Annotated in this window: 12 protein-coding genes, 1 tRNA gene and 1 other RNA gene; 10 read left to right on the top strand and 4 right to left on the bottom strand. The window is 72.3% G+C overall.

Annotated features, from left to right (window positions below; translation table 11 throughout):
* Window positions 1-24 precede the first annotated feature (24 nt).
* Window positions 25-1,785 carry a glycosyl hydrolase gene (locus GA0070622_RS03435; RefSeq protein WP_091568401.1) on the bottom strand — a complete coding sequence of 587 codons (1,761 nt, stop codon included), beginning with the start codon at window positions 1,783-1,785 and terminating at the stop codon, window positions 25-27.
* Between the two features lie 266 nt (window positions 1,786-2,051).
* A tRNA-Ser gene (locus tag GA0070622_RS03440) sits at window positions 2,052-2,136 on the bottom strand.
* Window positions 2,137-2,216: 80 nt separating this feature from the next.
* Here GA0070622_RS03440 and ffs point away from each other — a divergent pair.
* The 9 genes from ffs (at window position 2,217) to GA0070622_RS03485 (ending at window position 12,570) form a co-directional block, all read left to right on the top strand.
* An RNA gene (gene ffs / locus GA0070622_RS03445) (signal recognition particle sRNA small type) lies at window positions 2,217-2,306 on the top strand.
* A 107-nt stretch (window positions 2,307-2,413) separates the two neighbouring features.
* Window positions 2,414-5,290 (top strand): DNA polymerase III subunit gamma and tau, encoded by a 2,877-nt coding sequence (locus GA0070622_RS03450; RefSeq protein ID WP_091568406.1) that lies wholly within the window; start codon window positions 2,414-2,416, stop codon window positions 5,288-5,290.
* 107 nt (window positions 5,291-5,397) lie between these two features.
* The gene (locus GA0070622_RS03455) at window positions 5,398-5,706 is read left to right on the top strand and encodes a YbaB/EbfC family nucleoid-associated protein (protein WP_216642399.1); all 309 of its coding nucleotides are present in this window, start codon (window positions 5,398-5,400) and stop codon (window positions 5,704-5,706) included.
* Between the two features lie 8 nt (window positions 5,707-5,714).
* Window positions 5,715-6,308 (top strand): recombination mediator RecR, encoded by a 594-nt coding sequence (gene recR / locus GA0070622_RS03460; RefSeq protein WP_091568414.1) that lies wholly within the window; start codon window positions 5,715-5,717, stop codon window positions 6,306-6,308.
* 324 nt (window positions 6,309-6,632) lie between these two features.
* Window positions 6,633-8,294: an ABC transporter substrate-binding protein gene (locus tag GA0070622_RS03465; protein WP_091568418.1), complete on the top strand. Its 1,662-nt coding sequence runs from the start codon at window positions 6,633-6,635 to the stop codon at window positions 8,292-8,294.
* Between the two features lie 77 nt (window positions 8,295-8,371).
* Window positions 8,372-9,376 (top strand): ABC transporter permease, encoded by a 1,005-nt coding sequence (locus tag GA0070622_RS03470; RefSeq protein WP_091568422.1) that lies wholly within the window; start codon window positions 8,372-8,374, stop codon window positions 9,374-9,376.
* Window positions 9,373-10,341: an ABC transporter permease gene (locus GA0070622_RS03475; protein WP_091568427.1), complete on the top strand. Its 969-nt coding sequence runs from the start codon at window positions 9,373-9,375 to the stop codon at window positions 10,339-10,341. Before GA0070622_RS03470 ends, GA0070622_RS03475 begins: the two co-directional genes overlap by 4 nt.
* A gap of 11 nt (window positions 10,342-10,352) precedes the next feature.
* Complete coding sequence (locus GA0070622_RS03480) at window positions 10,353-11,474, top strand: ABC transporter ATP-binding protein (protein WP_091568430.1); 1,122 nt, start codon at window positions 10,353-10,355, stop codon at window positions 11,472-11,474.
* The gene (locus GA0070622_RS03485; protein ID WP_091568434.1) at window positions 11,467-12,570 is read left to right on the top strand and encodes an ABC transporter ATP-binding protein; all 1,104 of its coding nucleotides are present in this window, start codon (window positions 11,467-11,469) and stop codon (window positions 12,568-12,570) included. The genes GA0070622_RS03480 and GA0070622_RS03485 overlap by 8 nt, the downstream gene beginning before the upstream one ends.
* A gap of 51 nt (window positions 12,571-12,621) precedes the next feature.
* Here the strand turns inward: GA0070622_RS03485 and GA0070622_RS03490 are convergent, their stop codons facing one another.
* Window positions 12,622-13,095, bottom strand: coding sequence for a hypothetical protein (locus tag GA0070622_RS03490; protein WP_091568437.1), 474 nt, complete (start codon window positions 13,093-13,095; stop codon window positions 12,622-12,624).
* A complete protein-coding gene (locus GA0070622_RS03495; RefSeq protein ID WP_091568442.1) occupies window positions 13,077-13,736 on the bottom strand; it encodes an HNH endonuclease family protein in 660 nt (219 codons plus the stop codon). The genes GA0070622_RS03490 and GA0070622_RS03495 overlap by 19 nt, the downstream gene beginning before the upstream one ends.
* A gap of 109 nt (window positions 13,737-13,845) precedes the next feature.
* On the opposite strand from GA0070622_RS03495, the gene GA0070622_RS03500 reads away from it, so the two are divergent.
* Window positions 13,846-15,279, top strand: a complete 1,434-nt coding sequence (locus tag GA0070622_RS03500) for an MFS transporter (RefSeq protein ID WP_091568446.1) — start codon at window positions 13,846-13,848, stop codon at window positions 15,277-15,279.
* Window positions 15,280-15,311: the final 32 nt, after the last annotated feature.

Below are 15,311 nucleotides of genomic sequence, written 5' to 3' on the forward strand. Positions count from 1 at the left end.
GCCGGCCCCCTGACGATCAGGTCGTCACCACGCGGACATGTCGGGGAGCTGGTCGATGGAGATGGTCCTCGGGTTGGCCATCGCCGTGCGCCACAGCCCGGCCACGTCCTTGCCGCTGCCGTTCCAGTCACGCGAGGCCCAGACCACGAAGTACGGCCACGCCGGGTCGGAGTTCGGGTTGAGCGGGCTGAACGTCTCCGCCACACCGGTGGTCTTGGCGCCGCTGACCGCCTTGGTGGTGGCGAAGTCGGAGGCGCTCTGGAAGTAGTCGGAGGTGACCAGGTCGGCGTAGCCGTCGCCCGGGTACCAGGACGCCAGCGAGGTGCCCTGGCCGCTGGCCATGCCGTTGAACACCCAGACGATGTTGTGCGCGCCGGCGAGCTGGGCCCGCTGGTAGATCAGCCGCCAGAGCTGCTTGTAGGCGTCCTGACCCTTCTTCGCCCACCACATGTAGTTGTTGTTCGCCTCGTGCAGTGGGCGGAACAGCACCGGCACCCCGGCGTCACCCATCTTCTTCAGCTCGCGGACCACCAGGTCGATGTCCTGGTAGAGCTTGGACGACGGGTTGTTCAGGTCGGGCTGGAAGTCGCAGGGCGCGGAGTAGTTGCCGCCGCGCGGGCAGTACCAGTGCCACTGGAACGCGACGATGCCGTTGCGCGCCTTCGCCCAGTCGATGACCTGCTGGGTCTGGATGCTGCCTCGGGTGTACTCCATGAAGTCGAACGCCACCATCGCCGGGTAGCGGCCGGTCAGCTGCTGCACCCGGTCCGCGTCCGGCAGGTCGGTCTGGCCGCTGACGTAGGTGTGCGTCCGCAGGTAGCAGATCAGGTTGCGGGCCTTGGAGTTCGCCTGCGGGTCGGCGGGCGCCTGGCCGCAGTCCGGGCCGGGCGGGGCGGGCGGCTTCACCGCGTAGACCTCGAACTCGTAGAGCGAGTAGCCCCAGGCGGTGCCGCGTGCGGTGCCGGCCATCCGGACGTACCGGCCGCTGGCCCCGGCGGGCGTGACGTCGTCGGTGCCGCCGTCGCCCGTCGTGGTGCTGAACACCGGGGTCCAGGTGGCGCCGTCCGTCGAGGTCTGGATCTGGTACGCCCTGCCGTACGCCGCCTCCCAGCGCAGCCGCACCGTGGTGATCGGGTACGTGGCGCCCAGGTCGACCTGGATCCACTGCGGGTCGGCGTAGAGGCTGGACCAGCGGGTGCCGCCGTTGCCGTCGACCGCCTGCCCGGCGGCGTTCGGGCTCTCCGTCGACGAGGCGGTGACCGGCCGGTTCAGGGCGAGGTTGCCGGTGGGGACGGTGGTCGGGTCCGGTCCCGGGGTGTCGGTGGGGCTCGGGCTTCCCGTCGGGCTCGGGCTCGGCGGCGCGGTGTCGCCGCAGGCCGCGCCGTTGAGCGTGAACGCGGTCGGGGCCGGGTTCGCGCCGGTGTAGGTGACGTTGAAGCCGAAGCTGACCGTGCCGCCGGCCGGGACGCTCGCGTTGTAGGAGACATTCGTGGCGGTGGCGTTCGCGCCGGACTGCGTCTTGGTCGCGTTCCACATGTCGCCGATCACCTGGTTGCCGGGGAACGCCCAGCCCAGCGTCCAGCCGTTGACGGCGGCGCCGCTGGTGTTGGTGATCGAGACGTTCGTGGTCGCGCCGCCGCCCCAGACGTTGGTGACCTGCCAGGTCACCGAGCAGGCCCCGGCGGCGGCCCGGGCGGGTGGCGTGGTGACGAGGGCGGTGGCCAGCGCGGTGACGGCTGCCGCCGCCCCGGCCAGGCACGCCCGCGTGCGGGTGCGCTGGATCATGAGGAACTCCCGTACGGGTGGTGGGTGCGGGGAGTCCTCGCCGCCCGGACGGGCCGGACCGTCGGTTGCCCTTCCGGCGGTCGACCCGGCGAAGATATCAACGATGGTCTTCTTAACCGGTTAACTTTGTCAATGCCCAGTCGAACACTTGTCGAACGGGAAGCCTTGTGAACCGGTCAAGGGTCGCTGGTCGGCGGGCCGGGCGGCATCATGGCGGCGGGAACGACGAAGGGCCGGCACCCGAGGTGCCGGCCCTTCGTCGACGGCGGAGGATACGAGATTCGAACTCGTGAGGGTGTGAACCCAACACGCTTTCCAAGCGTGCGCCCTAGGCCTCTAGGCGAATCCTCCGCGAGCCAGGATACAGGTCCCCCGACGGCGGGCCACCCCACCCTCCCGGAAGATCCACACGGCGTCGGGTAGGCTGGTCCCACCTCCCGTGCGGCGGTATCTCGTGAACCTCCCCAGGGCCGGAAGGCAGCAAGGATAAGCGAGCTCTGCCGGGTGCACGGGAGGCCTTTCTGTCTCCGGGTCCCGGTAACGTCGCCTCGGGTCGAGTCACGGGGTGGTGGGTGGTCACCCGGGGCCGACCGGCGCAGAATGGCTCGGTCGAGAGGAGGCGGGACGGGTGGCACTGGCCCTTTACCGCAAGTACCGGCCGCGCACCTTCGCCGAGATGATCGGCCAGGAGCAGGTCACCGAGCCGCTGTCCCAGGCGTTGCGCAGCGGCCGGCTCAACCACGCGTATCTCTTCTCCGGCCCCCGCGGCTGCGGCAAGACCTCCAGCGCCCGGATCCTGGCCCGCTCGCTCAACTGTGAGCAGGGCCCCACCCCCGAGCCGTGCGGGCAGTGCGACTCGTGCCGCGGGCTGGCCCCCGACGGCGGCGGGTCGATCGACGTCATCGAGATCGACGCGGCCAGCCACGGCGGTGTCGACGACGCCCGCGAGCTGCGCGAGAAGGCGTTCTTCGCGCCGGCCCGCAGCCGCTTCAAGATCTACATCATCGACGAGGCGCACATGGTCTCGTCGGCCGGCTTCAACGCCCTGCTCAAGCTGGTCGAGGAGCCGCCGGAATACGTCAAGTTCATCTTCGCCACCACCGAGCCGGAGAAGGTCCTCGGCACGATCAGGTCGCGGACGCACCACTACCCGTTCCGGCTCTACCCGCCGAAGGTGGTCCGGCCCTACCTGGAGCAGCTCTGCGAGGCGGAGGGGGTGACCGTCGAGCCGGCGGTCTTCCCCCTGGTGGTGCGCGCCGGTGGCGGCAGCATGCGGGACAGCCTCTCCGTGCTCGACCAGCTCATCGCCGGTGCCGGTCCGGAGGGGGTCGGCTACGCCCGGGCCGCCGCCCTGCTCGGCGTCACCGACTCCGCGCTGATCGACGAGATGTGCGACGCGCTCGCCGCCGGGGACGGCGCGGCCGCGTACGCCACCGTCGACCGGGTCGCCGAGGCCGGCCACGACTCGCGCCGGTTCGCCACCGACCTGCTGGAGCGGCTGCGCGACCTGATCGTGCTCCAGCAGGTGCCGGACGCCGCCGCCAAGGGCCTCATCGACGGCCCGGCCGACCAGATCGAGCGGATGGCCGCGCAGGCCCAACGGCTCGGTCCGGCCACGCTGTCCCGCTGCGCCGACATCGTGCACAACGGTCTGGTCGAGATGCGCGGCACCACCGCGCCCCGGCTGCTGCTGGAGCTGATCTGCGCCCGGATGCTCCTGCCCGGCGTCGACGACTCGTCCGGCGGCCTGCTCCAGCGCCTGGAGCGGATGGAGCGCCGGCTCACCCTGGGCGGCGCCGAGCCGGCCGCCGCGCACGCCACCGGAACCCCTGAGGTACGCCCGGCGACGCCCGCCCCGGGCGCGGCTGCCGCCGCGGTCCACCCGGAGACCGCCGGCACGCCGGCGGCTGCCGACGCCCCGACCGGCGCGGCCGCCGCCCGCGCTGCCGCCCTGGCCGCCGGCTCCACCCGTGGTGCCGCCGCGGGCGATGGCCTCCCCGGCGCCTCCGGTGCCGCGCCCGGCGACTCCAGTGCCGCAGCGGGTGCCCCGGCTGCCGATGCCGCATCCGGTGGCCCGACGGCCGGTGCCCCGGCCGCCCCGGCCCGCCGCCCCGTGCCGCCCTCGGCGGTGATGCCCGACCCGGCCACCCCCGAGCCGCCCCGCCCGGGCGCGGCGAACCCCGGCGCGCTGGACGCGGTCGCGGTGCGCCGGGTCTGGCCGGAGGTGGTCGGCAAGGTCAACCGGAGCAACAAGCGGATCGCCGCGCTGATGCGTGACGCGGTGGTGCGTGACCTGGACGGCGACACGCTGGTGCTGACCGTGAAGTCGACGGTGCTGGCGAAGATGATGGCCGACCACGCCGCCGTGCTCACCGACGCGCTCTACGAGGAGTTGGGCGGTCGCTGGCAGATCCGGTGCGAGGTGGCCGGCGAGCGGGGCGCGTCCTCGCTGGGCGGCCCGTCCCGCCCGTCCGGCGCGAGCCGCAACCCCGCCGAGGCCGTCCCGGCCCCCGCCACCTCCGGTCCGGATGACGCCGCCCGCCGGCGCCCCGACTCCGGGACGCCGGATGCCGCCGACGGGCGTCCGGGCTCCGGTGGCCCGCACGGTGCCGGTGGACGTCCCGAATCCGATGGACCGCACGGTGCCGGTGGGCGCCCCGAATCCGATGGACCGCACGGTGCCGGTGGGCGCCCCGACTCCGGTGGGCCCGACGGTGCCGGCGGCCGTCCGGACTCCGGAAACGGCGGGGCCGCGCGTTCGGCGTCCGGGCCGGGCGGGGCCGCACCGGCCGGCTCGACCGGTGACTCGGGCACCCGGTCCGCGCACGGCAACCGCGCCGACGACCACGGCAACCGCCCCGGTGGACCGGCGGGTCCGGGCGGCGGCCGCGCCGGCGCCGGCGCCGCGCCGGCCGGCGGGTCGACCCGGGCGTCGGCGGGTGCGCCGGCCGCTGGGAAACAGGACGACGAGGAGGACTGGCCGGAGCCGGTGCGCCCCGGTGGCGCCACCGGTCCGGTGCGTACCCCCGCCGCGACGCCCGCCGCCGACGGGGAGGACTGGCCGGCGGCGGCCCGTCCGGGCGGGGTGACGGCGACCGCGACCGCCGCTCCGGCCGTACCGAAGCCGGCCGCGCCCCCGGCGGCGCCGGCGGGCGGCGGTGGGCCGAAGAACAGCGCCATCGCGGCGGCCCGCGCGGCCGCGGCGGCCGCGGCGGCCGGCGGTGGGCCCGGCAAGGGGACGCGGGCCGCGCAGCCGGCGCGGAAGACCGCGGACGCGGAGTGGGCCGGTGAGCCGCCCTACGACCCGGACTTCGACGGGCCGGTCCGGGGTGGTCGGGCGCCGGCGGCCGCGGCACCGGCGTACGAGGGCTTCGACCCGGGCGACGAGCCGCTGGACGAGGTGATCGACGAGCGGACCGCCCGGCAGTCCAGCGAGGAGCAGGCGGTGCAGCTGCTGCGCGAGACGTTCGGGGCCGAGAAGATCAACGAGGTGGACGCGCGCTGAGCGCGGGTCGACCCGGAGGAGCGGTGCCGTAGCCCGACTAGGCTGGGCGCGGCCGAGCAGACGAGTGCGAGAAGGAGCGGTCCGTGCGCCCAGGTGGACAGCCGAACATGCAGCAGATGCTGAAGCAGGCGCAGAAGATGCAGCAGCAGATCGCCAAGGCCCAGGCCGAGTTGGCCGAGGCGGAGCTGGAGGGCACCGCGGGCGGTGGCCTGGTCACCGCCACCGTCGCCGGCACCGGTGAGCTGAAGGCGATCAAGATCGACCCGAAGGCGGTCGACCCGGAGGACGTGGAGACCCTGGAGGACCTGGTCGTCGCGGCCGTGCACAACGCCGCCGAGGCGGCCCGCGAGCTGACCGAGAAGAAGATGGGCCCGGTCGCGGGTGGGATGGGCGGCCTCGGCCTGCCCGGGTTCTGAGCCGGCAGATGTACGAGGGTGCCATCCAGGACCTGATCGACGAGTTGGGCCGGTTGCCGGGCGTGGGCCCGAAGAGCGCCCAGCGGATCGCGTTCCACGTGCTGTCGGCGGATCCGGCCGACGTCAACCGGCTGGCCGGCGCGCTGCGCAAGGTCAAGGACCTCGTCCGGTTCTGCACGACCTGCTACAACGTGGCCGAGTCCGAGCAGTGCCGGATCTGCCGCGACCCCCGGCGCACCGACGAGGTGCTCTGCGTGGTCGAGGAGCCGAAGGACGTGGTGGCGATCGAGCGGACCGGCGAGTTCCGCGGCCGCTACCACGTGCTCGGCGGCGCGATCAATCCGCTGGAGGGCATCGGCCCGGACAACCTGCGGATCCGTGAGCTGATGACCCGTCTCGGCAGCGGCGCGGTCCGCGAGCTGATCCTCGCCACGGACCCGAACACCGAGGGCGAGGCGACGGCGACCTACCTGGCGCTGATGGTCAAGCCGATGGGGATCGCGGTCACCCGGCTGGCCAGTGGCCTGCCGGTCGGCGGCGACCTGGAGTACGCCGACGAGATCACGCTGGGTCGTGCCTTCGAGGGCCGCCGGGCGGTCTGAAAACCGTCGTGTCGCCTCCGGCGGGTGCCCTGCGGGGTGCCCGCCGGCGGTGTCTCCGGACCGGATCTCCGACGTTCGTCGATCTGACAGGTACGAGCCTCCGGGACCGGATCGACGTAACAAATTCGGCTCTTCGGCCGACGAACATTAGGTGAACGGCAGCGATCCCCTTCGAATCGAATGCCTCGCTGCGGAAAAGACACGATCCGATACCAACCCGCCCCCCTGGCGTTTCCGCATGCTCCGCCCTGGGGCTAAGGTCACCGCACATCGGTGACCCCTGTCACCACGTTGTCCGTACCCCCAAGGACGAGGTGAAGCACCATGCGTGCACCCAGGCCGAAGGTCGCGATCGCGGCCGTCGCGGTCGCGGCCCTCGCGGTAGCAGGCTGCGCCGAGAGCGACCGCGACAGTGGCTCCGGAGGTAGCAAGAAGGACACCCTCGTCTTCGGCGTCGCCGGAGACCCGAAGGTGCTCGACCCCAGCTTCGCCAGCGACGGTGAGTCGCTGCGCGTGGCCCGCCAGGTCTTCGAGACCCTGGTCCGCCCCGAGGAGGGTGGCACCAAGGTGACGCCGGGCCTCGCCGAGTCCTGGACCCCGGACGCGGCGGGCACGACCTGGACCTTCAAGCTCCGCTCGGGCGTCAAGTTCCACGACGGCTCCGACTTCAACGCGGAAGCCGTCTGCTACAACTTCAACCGCTGGTACAACGCCAAGGGCCTCATGCAGAGCCCGGACGTGACCGCGTACTGGCAGGACGTCATGGGCGGGTTCGCCAAGAACGAGAACCCGGACCTGCCGCCGAGCCTCTTCAAGTCCTGCACCGCCAAGGACGCCACCACCGTGGACCTGGCGTTCACCCGGGTCTCCAGCAAGATCCCGGCCGCGTTGATGCTGCCGTCGTTCTCGATGCAGAGCCCGAAGGCGCTGGAGCAGTACGACGCCAGCAACGTCACCGGCACGGCCGAGGACATCAAGTACCCGTCGTACGCGATGGAGCACCCGACCGGCACCGGGCCGTTCAAGTTCAAGGCGTGGGACGTCGCCAACAAGACGCTCACCATCGAGCGCAACGACGACTACTACGGCGACAAGGCCAAGCTGAAGACCATCATCTTCAAGACCATCTCCGACGAGAACGCCCGCAAGCAGGCGCTCCGCTCGGGTGACATCCAGGGCTACGACCTGGTTGGTCCGGCGGACGTGGAGCCGCTGAAGAAGGAGGGCTTCAACGTCCTCACCCGCCCGGCCTTCAACATCCTCTACCTGGCGATCAACCAGAAGGGGAACCCGAAGCTGGCCGACATCAAGGTCCGGCAGGCCATCGCGTACGCGTTGAACCGGCAGGCGCTCGTCGACTCGAAGCTGCCCCCGGGCGCCAAGGTCGCGATGAACTTCTTCCCGGACACCGTCGAGGGCTGGAACGGCGACGTCACCAAGTACGACTACAACCCGGAGAAGGCCAAGCAGCTGCTGGCCGAGGCCGGCGCGACGAACCTGACGCTGAAGTTCCACTACCCGACCGAGGTCACCCGGCCGTACATGCCGAACCCGAAGGACATCTTCGAGCTGCTCTCGGCGGACCTCAAGGCGGTCGGCATCAACGTCCAGGCCATCCCGCTCAAGTGGAGCCCGGACTACCTCAACGCCACCACCTCCGGCAGCAAGCACGACCTGCACTTCCTCGGCTGGACCGGTGACTACGGCGACGCGTACAACTTCATCGGCACCTTCTTCGACCGGCCGAAGGACGAGTGGGGCTTCAACAACCCCGCGCTCTTCGCCCAGTTCAAGGACGCCGACACCACCGCCGACGCGACTGCTCGGACGGAGAAGTACAAGGCCCTCAACAAGGCGATCATGGACTTCCTGCCGGGTGTGCCGATCTCGCACTCCCCGCCGGCGATCGTGTTCGGCAAGGACGTGACCGGGATCAAGGCGAGCCCGCTCACCGACGAGCGGTACGCGACCGCAGAGTTCAAGTGATCTGAAGGCACTGACGCGGGCGGGCGCTGTGACCACAGCGCCCGCCCGCACCCCTCCGCACCCCCTCCGAGGCGCCCGTGTTCCGGTTCATCGTCAGACGCCTGCTACAGCTGATACCCACGCTGTTCGGGCTCTCCGTCCTGCTGTTCATCTGGCTCCACCGACTTCCCGGCGGGCCCGAGACCGCGATCCTCGGTGAACGGGGCACGCCCGAGACGCGCGCCGCCATCCGGCGCAACCTCGGCCTCGACGAGCCGATCCTGGTCCAGTACGCCCGCTTCCTGCGGCGGATGATCCGGCTCGACCTGGGCACCTCGACCGGTACGAAGCGAGCGGTCACCACGGAGTTCGTGGAGCGGTTCCCCGGCACCGTCGAGCTGACGATCATGGCCATGATCCTCGCGGTCGGCATCGGCATCCCGCTCGGCTACCTGGCCGCCCGCCGGCGCGGCCGGTTCCTCGACCACGCCTCCGTCGGCGGATCGCTGATCGGCATCTGCATCCCGGTCTTCTTCCTGGCGTACGTGCTCAAGGCGATCTTCGCGGAGAACCTGGGCTGGTTCCCGTCCAGCGGCCGGCAGGACCCGACCATCGGGGCGACCCGGGTCACCAACTTCTTCGTCCTCGACGGGCTGATGACCCGCGAGTGGGACGCCGCCGCCGACGCGCTCTGGCACCTCGTGCTGCCGGGCATCGCGCTCGCCAGCATCCCGCTCGCGATCATCGTCCGGATCACCCGGGCCAGCGTGCTGGAGGTGCTCAACGAGGACTTCGTGCGGACCGCCGAGGCCAAGGGTCTGACCGAGCGGACCGTCCGCCGCCGGCACGTGCTGCGCAACGCCATGCTGCCGGTGGCCACCTCGATCGGTCTGCAGACCGGTCTCCTGCTCTCCGGCGCGGTGCTCACCGAGACCGTGTTCGCGTTCAGCGGCATCGGCGCGTTCGTCGCGGAGTCGATCAGCCAGCGGGACTATCCGGTGCTGATGGGCTTCATCATGATCATTGCGGTGGTGTACGTGCTGGTGAATCTCCTGGTCGACCTCTCCTACAGCGTGATCGACCCGAGGGTGAGGGTGCGATGACCATCACCACAGGCAAGAAGCGCGAGAAGATCGACCGGCTCGCCGAACTGGCCGCCCGCGACGACGAGCAGGGGGTGAGCCTCTGGAAGGAGGCGTTCCGCCGGCTCCGGCGCAACCCGGCCGCCGTCATCGGCGTGGTGATCCTGGCGCTCTTCGTGCTGGTCGCCGTCGTCGGTCCGTTCCTCGTCCCGTACAGCCCGACGGACTCCATCGGCATCCGCGAGGGGCTGGTCAAGTCCGGCCAGGGCATCATCCCGGGTGCCTCCGCCGACCACTGGCTCGGCTTCGACCACCAGGGTCGGGACGAGTTCAGCCGGCTGATCGTCGGCGCCCGGCAGACGCTGCTGGTCGGCGTGGTCTCCACCCTGATCGGCCTCGCGGTCGGCGCGTTCATCGGTGGCGTCGCCGGCGCCGCGGCCGGCCTCGGCGGGCGTTGGGGACGCTGGATCGACACCACCCTGATGCGCTTCATCGACATGCTGCTGGCCATGCCGAGCCTGCTCCTCGCGGTGAGCATCGCGGCGCTGCTCGGCGCCAGCCTGACCACCGTGATGATCGCGGTCGGCGTGGTGTCGGTGCCGATCTTCGCCCGGCTGCTGCGCGGCTCGATGATCGCCCAGGCCAACAGCGACTACGTGCTGGCCGCGACGTCGCTGGGGGTGAAGCGGTCGAAGATCGCCCTCACCCACGTGGTGCCGAACTCGATCGCCCCGGTCATCGTGCAGGCCACCCTGACGTTGGCCACCGCGATCATCGAGGCGGCCGCGCTGTCCTTCCTCGGCCTCGGCAACCCCGACTCGGCCATTCCGGAGTGGGGCGTCATGCTCGCCGACGCGCAGCCCTACCTGGGCATCCGCCCCGGGCTGGCGGTCTATCCGGCGCTCGGCATCATCATCACCGCGCTCGGATTCACCCTGCTCGGTGAGGCGATGCGCGAGGCCCTCGACCCGAAGCTGCGGAAGTAGGTCAGTCAGTCATGGCACTGCTCGAAGTGGACGACCTCTCCGTCACGTTCGCCCGGCGCGGGCAGCGCACCGTGCACGCGGTGGACGGGGTGTCCTTCTCGGTCGACGCCGGTGAGGTGGTCGGCCTGGTCGGTGAGTCCGGCTGCGGCAAGAGCGTCACGTCGCTGGCCATCATGGGCCTGCTGCCCAAGCAGCCGGGCCTGCGGGTCGGCGGCAAGGCGGTCTTCGACGGCACCGACCTGATCCAGCTCGACGACCGGTCCCGCCGCGACATCCGCGGCCGGGACGTCGCGATGATCTTCCAGGACCCGCTCTCCTCGCTGAACCCGGTCATCCCGATCGGGCTCCAGGTGACCGAGGTGCTCACCCGGCACCGGGGGATGAAGGGCGAGGCCGCCACCAGGGAGGCCGCCGACCTGCTCGACCGGGTCGGCATCCCGGACCCGCGCCGCCGGCTCAAGGAGTATCCGCACCAGCTCTCCGGCGGCATGCGGCAGCGCGCGTTGATCGCCATGGCGGTCGCCTGCCAGCCCCGGCTGCTGATCGCCGACGAGCCGACCACCGCGCTGGACGTCACCATCCAGGCGCAGATCCTGGAACTGCTCAAGGACCTGGTCCGCGACTCGGGCACCGCGCTCGTGATGATCACACACGACCTCGGCGTGGTGGCCGGCATGTGCGACACCGTCAACGTGCTCTACGCCGGCCGGGTGGTGGAGACGGCCACCCGCCGTCCGCTGTTCCGCCAGCCCCGGCACCCGTACACCGAGGGTCTGCTCGCTTCCGTGCCCCGCCTGGACGCCGGCCGGGGCGAACGGCTGAACCCCATCCCCGGCTCGGTACGCGACCTGCTGCCCTGGCCGGACGGCTGCGCGTTCGCCCCGCGCTGCCCGCGCCGGGTCGACGACTGCGTGGGCGAGCCGCCGGAGCTGGTGATCGCCCACGACGGGCGTGGCTACCGGTGCGTCAACCCGGTGCCGGTGCCCGGCCTGACCCCCGGTGCGGACGTCGCGGCCACCGTGCCGACCGAGGCCGCGCCCGGCGCGGTGCCGGCCCAGGCCGAACCCGCCGACCCGCCGGCCGTGCCGGGCTTCGGACCGGCCGCGCGCGAGGAGGAGACACCCCATGAGTGACAACGAGATCCTCGTCGAGGTCCGCGACCTGAAGGTGCACTTCCCGATCCGCCGGGGGCTGCTGTTCGACCGGACCGTCGGGCACGTCAAGGCGGTCGACGGCGTCGACCTGAGCATTCCGCGCGGGAAGACGTACGGCCTGGTCGGCGAGTCGGGCTGCGGCAAGTCCACGCTCGGTCGGGCGCTGCTCCAGCTCACCCCGCCGACCGGCGGCGAGGTGACGTTCGACGGCGTCGAGCTGACCACGCTGCCCGCCGGCAAGCTGCGGTCGATGCGGCGCCGGATGCAGATGATCTTCCAGGACCCGATGTCCAGCCTGGACCCCCGGCAGAACGTCGAGTCGATCCTCACCGAGGGCCTGCAGACGCACGGCATCGGCGCCGACCGCGACGAGCGGCGCCGGATCATCGGCGAGACGCTGGACGCGGTGGGCCTGCCGAAGTGGGCGCTCTCCCGCTACCCGCACGAGTTCTCCGGCGGCCAGCGGCAGCGCATCGGCATCGCCCGGGCGCTGGTCCTCGGGCCGGAGCTGATCGTCGCCGACGAACCGGTCTCCGCGCTGGACGTGTCGATCCAGGCCCAGGTGGTCAACCTGCTGGACGAACTCCAGGAGAACCTCGGCCTGACCTACCTGGTGATCGCGCACGACCTGGCCGTGGTGCGGCACATCTCCGACATGGTCGGGGTGATGTACCTGGGCGCGCTGGTCGAGGAGGCACCGAGCGAGCGGCTCTACACCGAGCCGCTGCACCCGTACACCCGGGCGCTGATGTCGGCCGTGCCGGTCCCGGATCCGGACGTCGAGGACCGGCGGGAGCGGATCCTGCTCGCCGGGGACCTGCCGTCGCCGGCCAACCCGCCGTCGGGCTGCCGGTTCCACACCCGCTGCCCCTGGGCGCAGCCGACCCGGTGCGCCGACGAACGACCCGAACTGCGGCCGATCGGCGGGAGCCGGGTGGCCTGCCACTGGGCCGAGCAGATCGCCGCCGGCGAGCTGCGCCCGCACGAGGTGACCGCGACGATCACCCGGCCCGAGGACGAGGGCGAGGAGCCGGGCGTGGTCTCCGCGCCCAGCGAGCCCGGCTCGTACGTCTGAGCGCGCGGCGGCGCGTCCCCACCCGGATCCGGACGGGGACGCGCCGCCGGCTCAGCCCTCGGGGCGGTTGAGCAGGCCCACCGCGATCGTGTGCACCGCGTCCACCGCGGCCGGGTCGGCCAGCGGGGCGCTGCCGCCGGTCACCGCGTACCACTCGTCGGCGTCCTTGTACTGCACCCGCAGCGTCACCCGGCCGTCGGCGTGCTCGGTGCGCAGGGTCAGCTCGCCGGTCACCACGCCGACCTCGTCGGTCATCACCCCGCCCGGACCGGCGGTGATGTCGGCCGTCCGGGCGGCCGGTCCGGCCGGGGCGCCCCCGGCCGGCGCGCCCGGCACGGCGTCGGCGGACATGCCCGCACCGGAGACGTCGGCGGGCTCCGGCTGCCGACCGTCAGCCGTCATCCCGGCCGAGGCCGGGCCGGTCGCGATGGTGTCACCGGCCGCCGCGGCGTCCTCGCCGGTGGCGTCCGGTGTCCTCTCCGGCGCCGGTGTGCCACCCGCCCCGGTCACGGCTTGCTCGCCCATGTGCAGCCCTCCAGCATGTCGGTGAGGGCGGCCTTCTCGGCACTGGTCACCGTCAGCCGCCAGTAGTGCTTGACCGTCACCCAGTCCGCCGCGTACTGGCACCAGTACGACCGGTTCGCCGGCTTCCACTGGGACGGGTCCTGGTCACCCTTTGCCCGGTTGGAGCGCAGAGAAACCGCGATGAGCTGCGGCCGGGTCTGGTCGTTGGCGAAGTCACCGCGCTTCGAGTCCTCCCACTCGTCCGCGCCGGAACGCCACGCGTTGGCCAGCGGCACGATGTGGTCGATGTCCACGTCCGAGGGGTCGGTCAGCACCACCCCGTCGTAGACGCTCTCCCACCGCCCGCCGACCACGTTGCAGCCGGAGAGCTTGATGCCCTCGCCGTCGCGCTGCAACACGGTGTCCCGGACGTCGCAGTTCTTGCCGGTGTCCCGCCAGTGCGGGAAGCGGGAGCGGCTGTAACCCTTCATCGACCCCGCGGCGGCCACGGTCAGCTCGCCGAGCTGCTGGTTCACGTTCCCGGCGGCGCTCGGTGGCGCGTCCGGTTCGGTGACGGAGGGGTCACAACCGGCCGCGCCGAGGGCGAGCACCGCGGCGAGCGCGGCGGTCAGCCCGGCTCGGAATCCTGATCTCGTACGCACAGACGACACCTCTCCAGCTTGCGGGCTCCGGGCGAGTCCGCACAGTACCCGGCGGCGGTTTCCGTGATTCGTGGCGTCGAGGGTGGAGTGCGGGGCAGAGTGGATAGCCGTGACCGCACCCGCTCCCGCACTGCGTACCGGCTCGGCTGCCGGGCGTGGCACCCTGCTCGCCGCGATCCTCGCCTCCGGCATGGTGTTCCTGGACAGCACCGTGGTCAACGTCGCGCTGCCGCGCCTCGGCGCGGAGCTGGACGCCACGGTGGCCGGTCTGCAGTGGACCGTCAACGGCTACCTGCTGATGCTGGCCGCGTTCGTGCTGCTCGGCGGCGCGTTGGGCGACCGGTTCGGCCGGCGACGGGTCTTCCTGATCGGGGTGGCCTGGTTCGCCGTCGCGTCGGTGCTCTGCGGGCTGGCCCAGGGCACCGGCTGGCTCGTCGCCGCCCGGTTCCTCCAGGGCGCGGGCGGGGCGCTGCTCACCCCCGGCTCGCTCTCCGTGCTCCAGGCCAGCTTCCATCCCGACGACCGGGGCAAGGCGATCGGCACCTGGTCCGGCCTGTCCGGTGTGTCCACCGCACTCGGGCCGCTGCTCGGCGGCTGGCTGATCGACACGCTCTCCTGGCGGTGGATCTTCTTCGTCAACCTGCCACTGGCCGTGGGCGTGGTGCTCGCCGCGATGCGCTGGGTGCCGGAGAGCCGGGACGAGGCGGTCTCGCGTACCGGGGGAGGGCGGGGGTTCGACGTGGCCGGCGCGCTGCTCGGCGCGCTGGCGCTCGGCGGCGTCACGTACGCGCTGATCGACGCCCCGGCGCAGGGCGCCTCCCCGGCGGTGCTGGCCGCCGCGGTGGTCGGGGTGGTCGCGGTGGTGGTGTTCGTGCTCGTCGAGCGGCGGCGCGGGGACACCGCGATGCTGCCCACCGGGCTGTTCTCCAGCCGGCTCTTCTCGGTGCTCAACGTCTTCACCGTGGTGGTGTACGCGGCGCTCGGCGGGTTCACCTTCTTCCTCGCCGTCTACCTGCAGAACGTGGTCGGCTGGTCGGCGCTGCTCACCGGCCTGGCCACGGTGCCGATGACGCTGCTGCTGCTGGTCGGCTCGCCCCGGGCCGGCGCGCTGTCCGCGCGGATCGGGCCCCGGCTGCCGCTCACCGTCGGTCCGGTGGTCGCCGCGGCGGGCCTGCTGCTGCTGCGCCGGGTCGGGCCGGGCGCCTCGTACTGGGTGGACGTGCTGCCCGGCGTGGCGCTGTTCGGGGCCGGGCTCACCCTGGTGGTCGCCCCGCTGACCACGTCGGTGCTGGGCGCCGTGGCGGACCGGTTCGCCGGGGTGGCCAGCGGCTTCAACAACGCCGCCTCCCGCGCCGGCGGCCTGCTCGCGGTGGCCGCGTTGCCGCTGCTGGTCGGACTCTCCGGCACCGGGTACGAGCAGAAGGGCGCGTTGGCCGACGCGTACCGGGGGGCGATGGCGTGGTGCGCGGGGCTGCTGCTGGGCGGCGCCCTGCTCGCCGTGGTGCTCATCCACCGCCCGGTGAAAGGAAGGGCCCCCTCTTAACGCCTCCGGTAGAGGAGGGGCCCCTTGTTAAC

It is taken from the genome of Micromonospora sediminicola (assembly GCF_900089585.1).
Classification (GTDB): Bacteria; Actinomycetota; Actinomycetes; order Mycobacteriales; family Micromonosporaceae; genus Micromonospora; species Micromonospora sediminicola.

What these genes read in the sequence shown, in the direction of transcription:
- GA0070622_RS03475 (WP_091568427.1), top strand. Translation starts at nt 9,373, where the DNA reads ATGACCATCACCACAGGCAAGAAGCGCGAGAAGATCGACCGGCTCGCC.
- GA0070622_RS03480 (WP_091568430.1), top strand. Translation starts at nt 10,353, where the DNA reads ATGGCACTGCTCGAAGTGGACGACCTCTCCGTCACGTTCGCCCGGCGC.
- GA0070622_RS03465 (WP_091568418.1), top strand. Translation starts at nt 6,633, where the DNA reads ATGCGTGCACCCAGGCCGAAGGTCGCGATCGCGGCCGTCGCGGTCGCG.
- recR (WP_091568414.1), top strand. Translation starts at nt 5,715, where the DNA reads ATGTACGAGGGTGCCATCCAGGACCTGATCGACGAGTTGGGCCGGTTG.
- GA0070622_RS03435 (WP_091568401.1), bottom strand. Translation starts at nt 1,785, where the DNA reads ATGATCCAGCGCACCCGCACGCGGGCGTGCCTGGCCGGGGCGGCGGCA.
- GA0070622_RS03455 (WP_216642399.1), top strand. Translation starts at nt 5,398, where the DNA reads ATGCAGCAGATGCTGAAGCAGGCGCAGAAGATGCAGCAGCAGATCGCC.
- GA0070622_RS03490 (WP_091568437.1), bottom strand. Translation starts at nt 13,095, where the DNA reads ATGGGCGAGCAAGCCGTGACCGGGGCGGGTGGCACACCGGCGCCGGAG.
- GA0070622_RS03485 (WP_091568434.1), top strand. Translation starts at nt 11,467, where the DNA reads ATGAGTGACAACGAGATCCTCGTCGAGGTCCGCGACCTGAAGGTGCAC.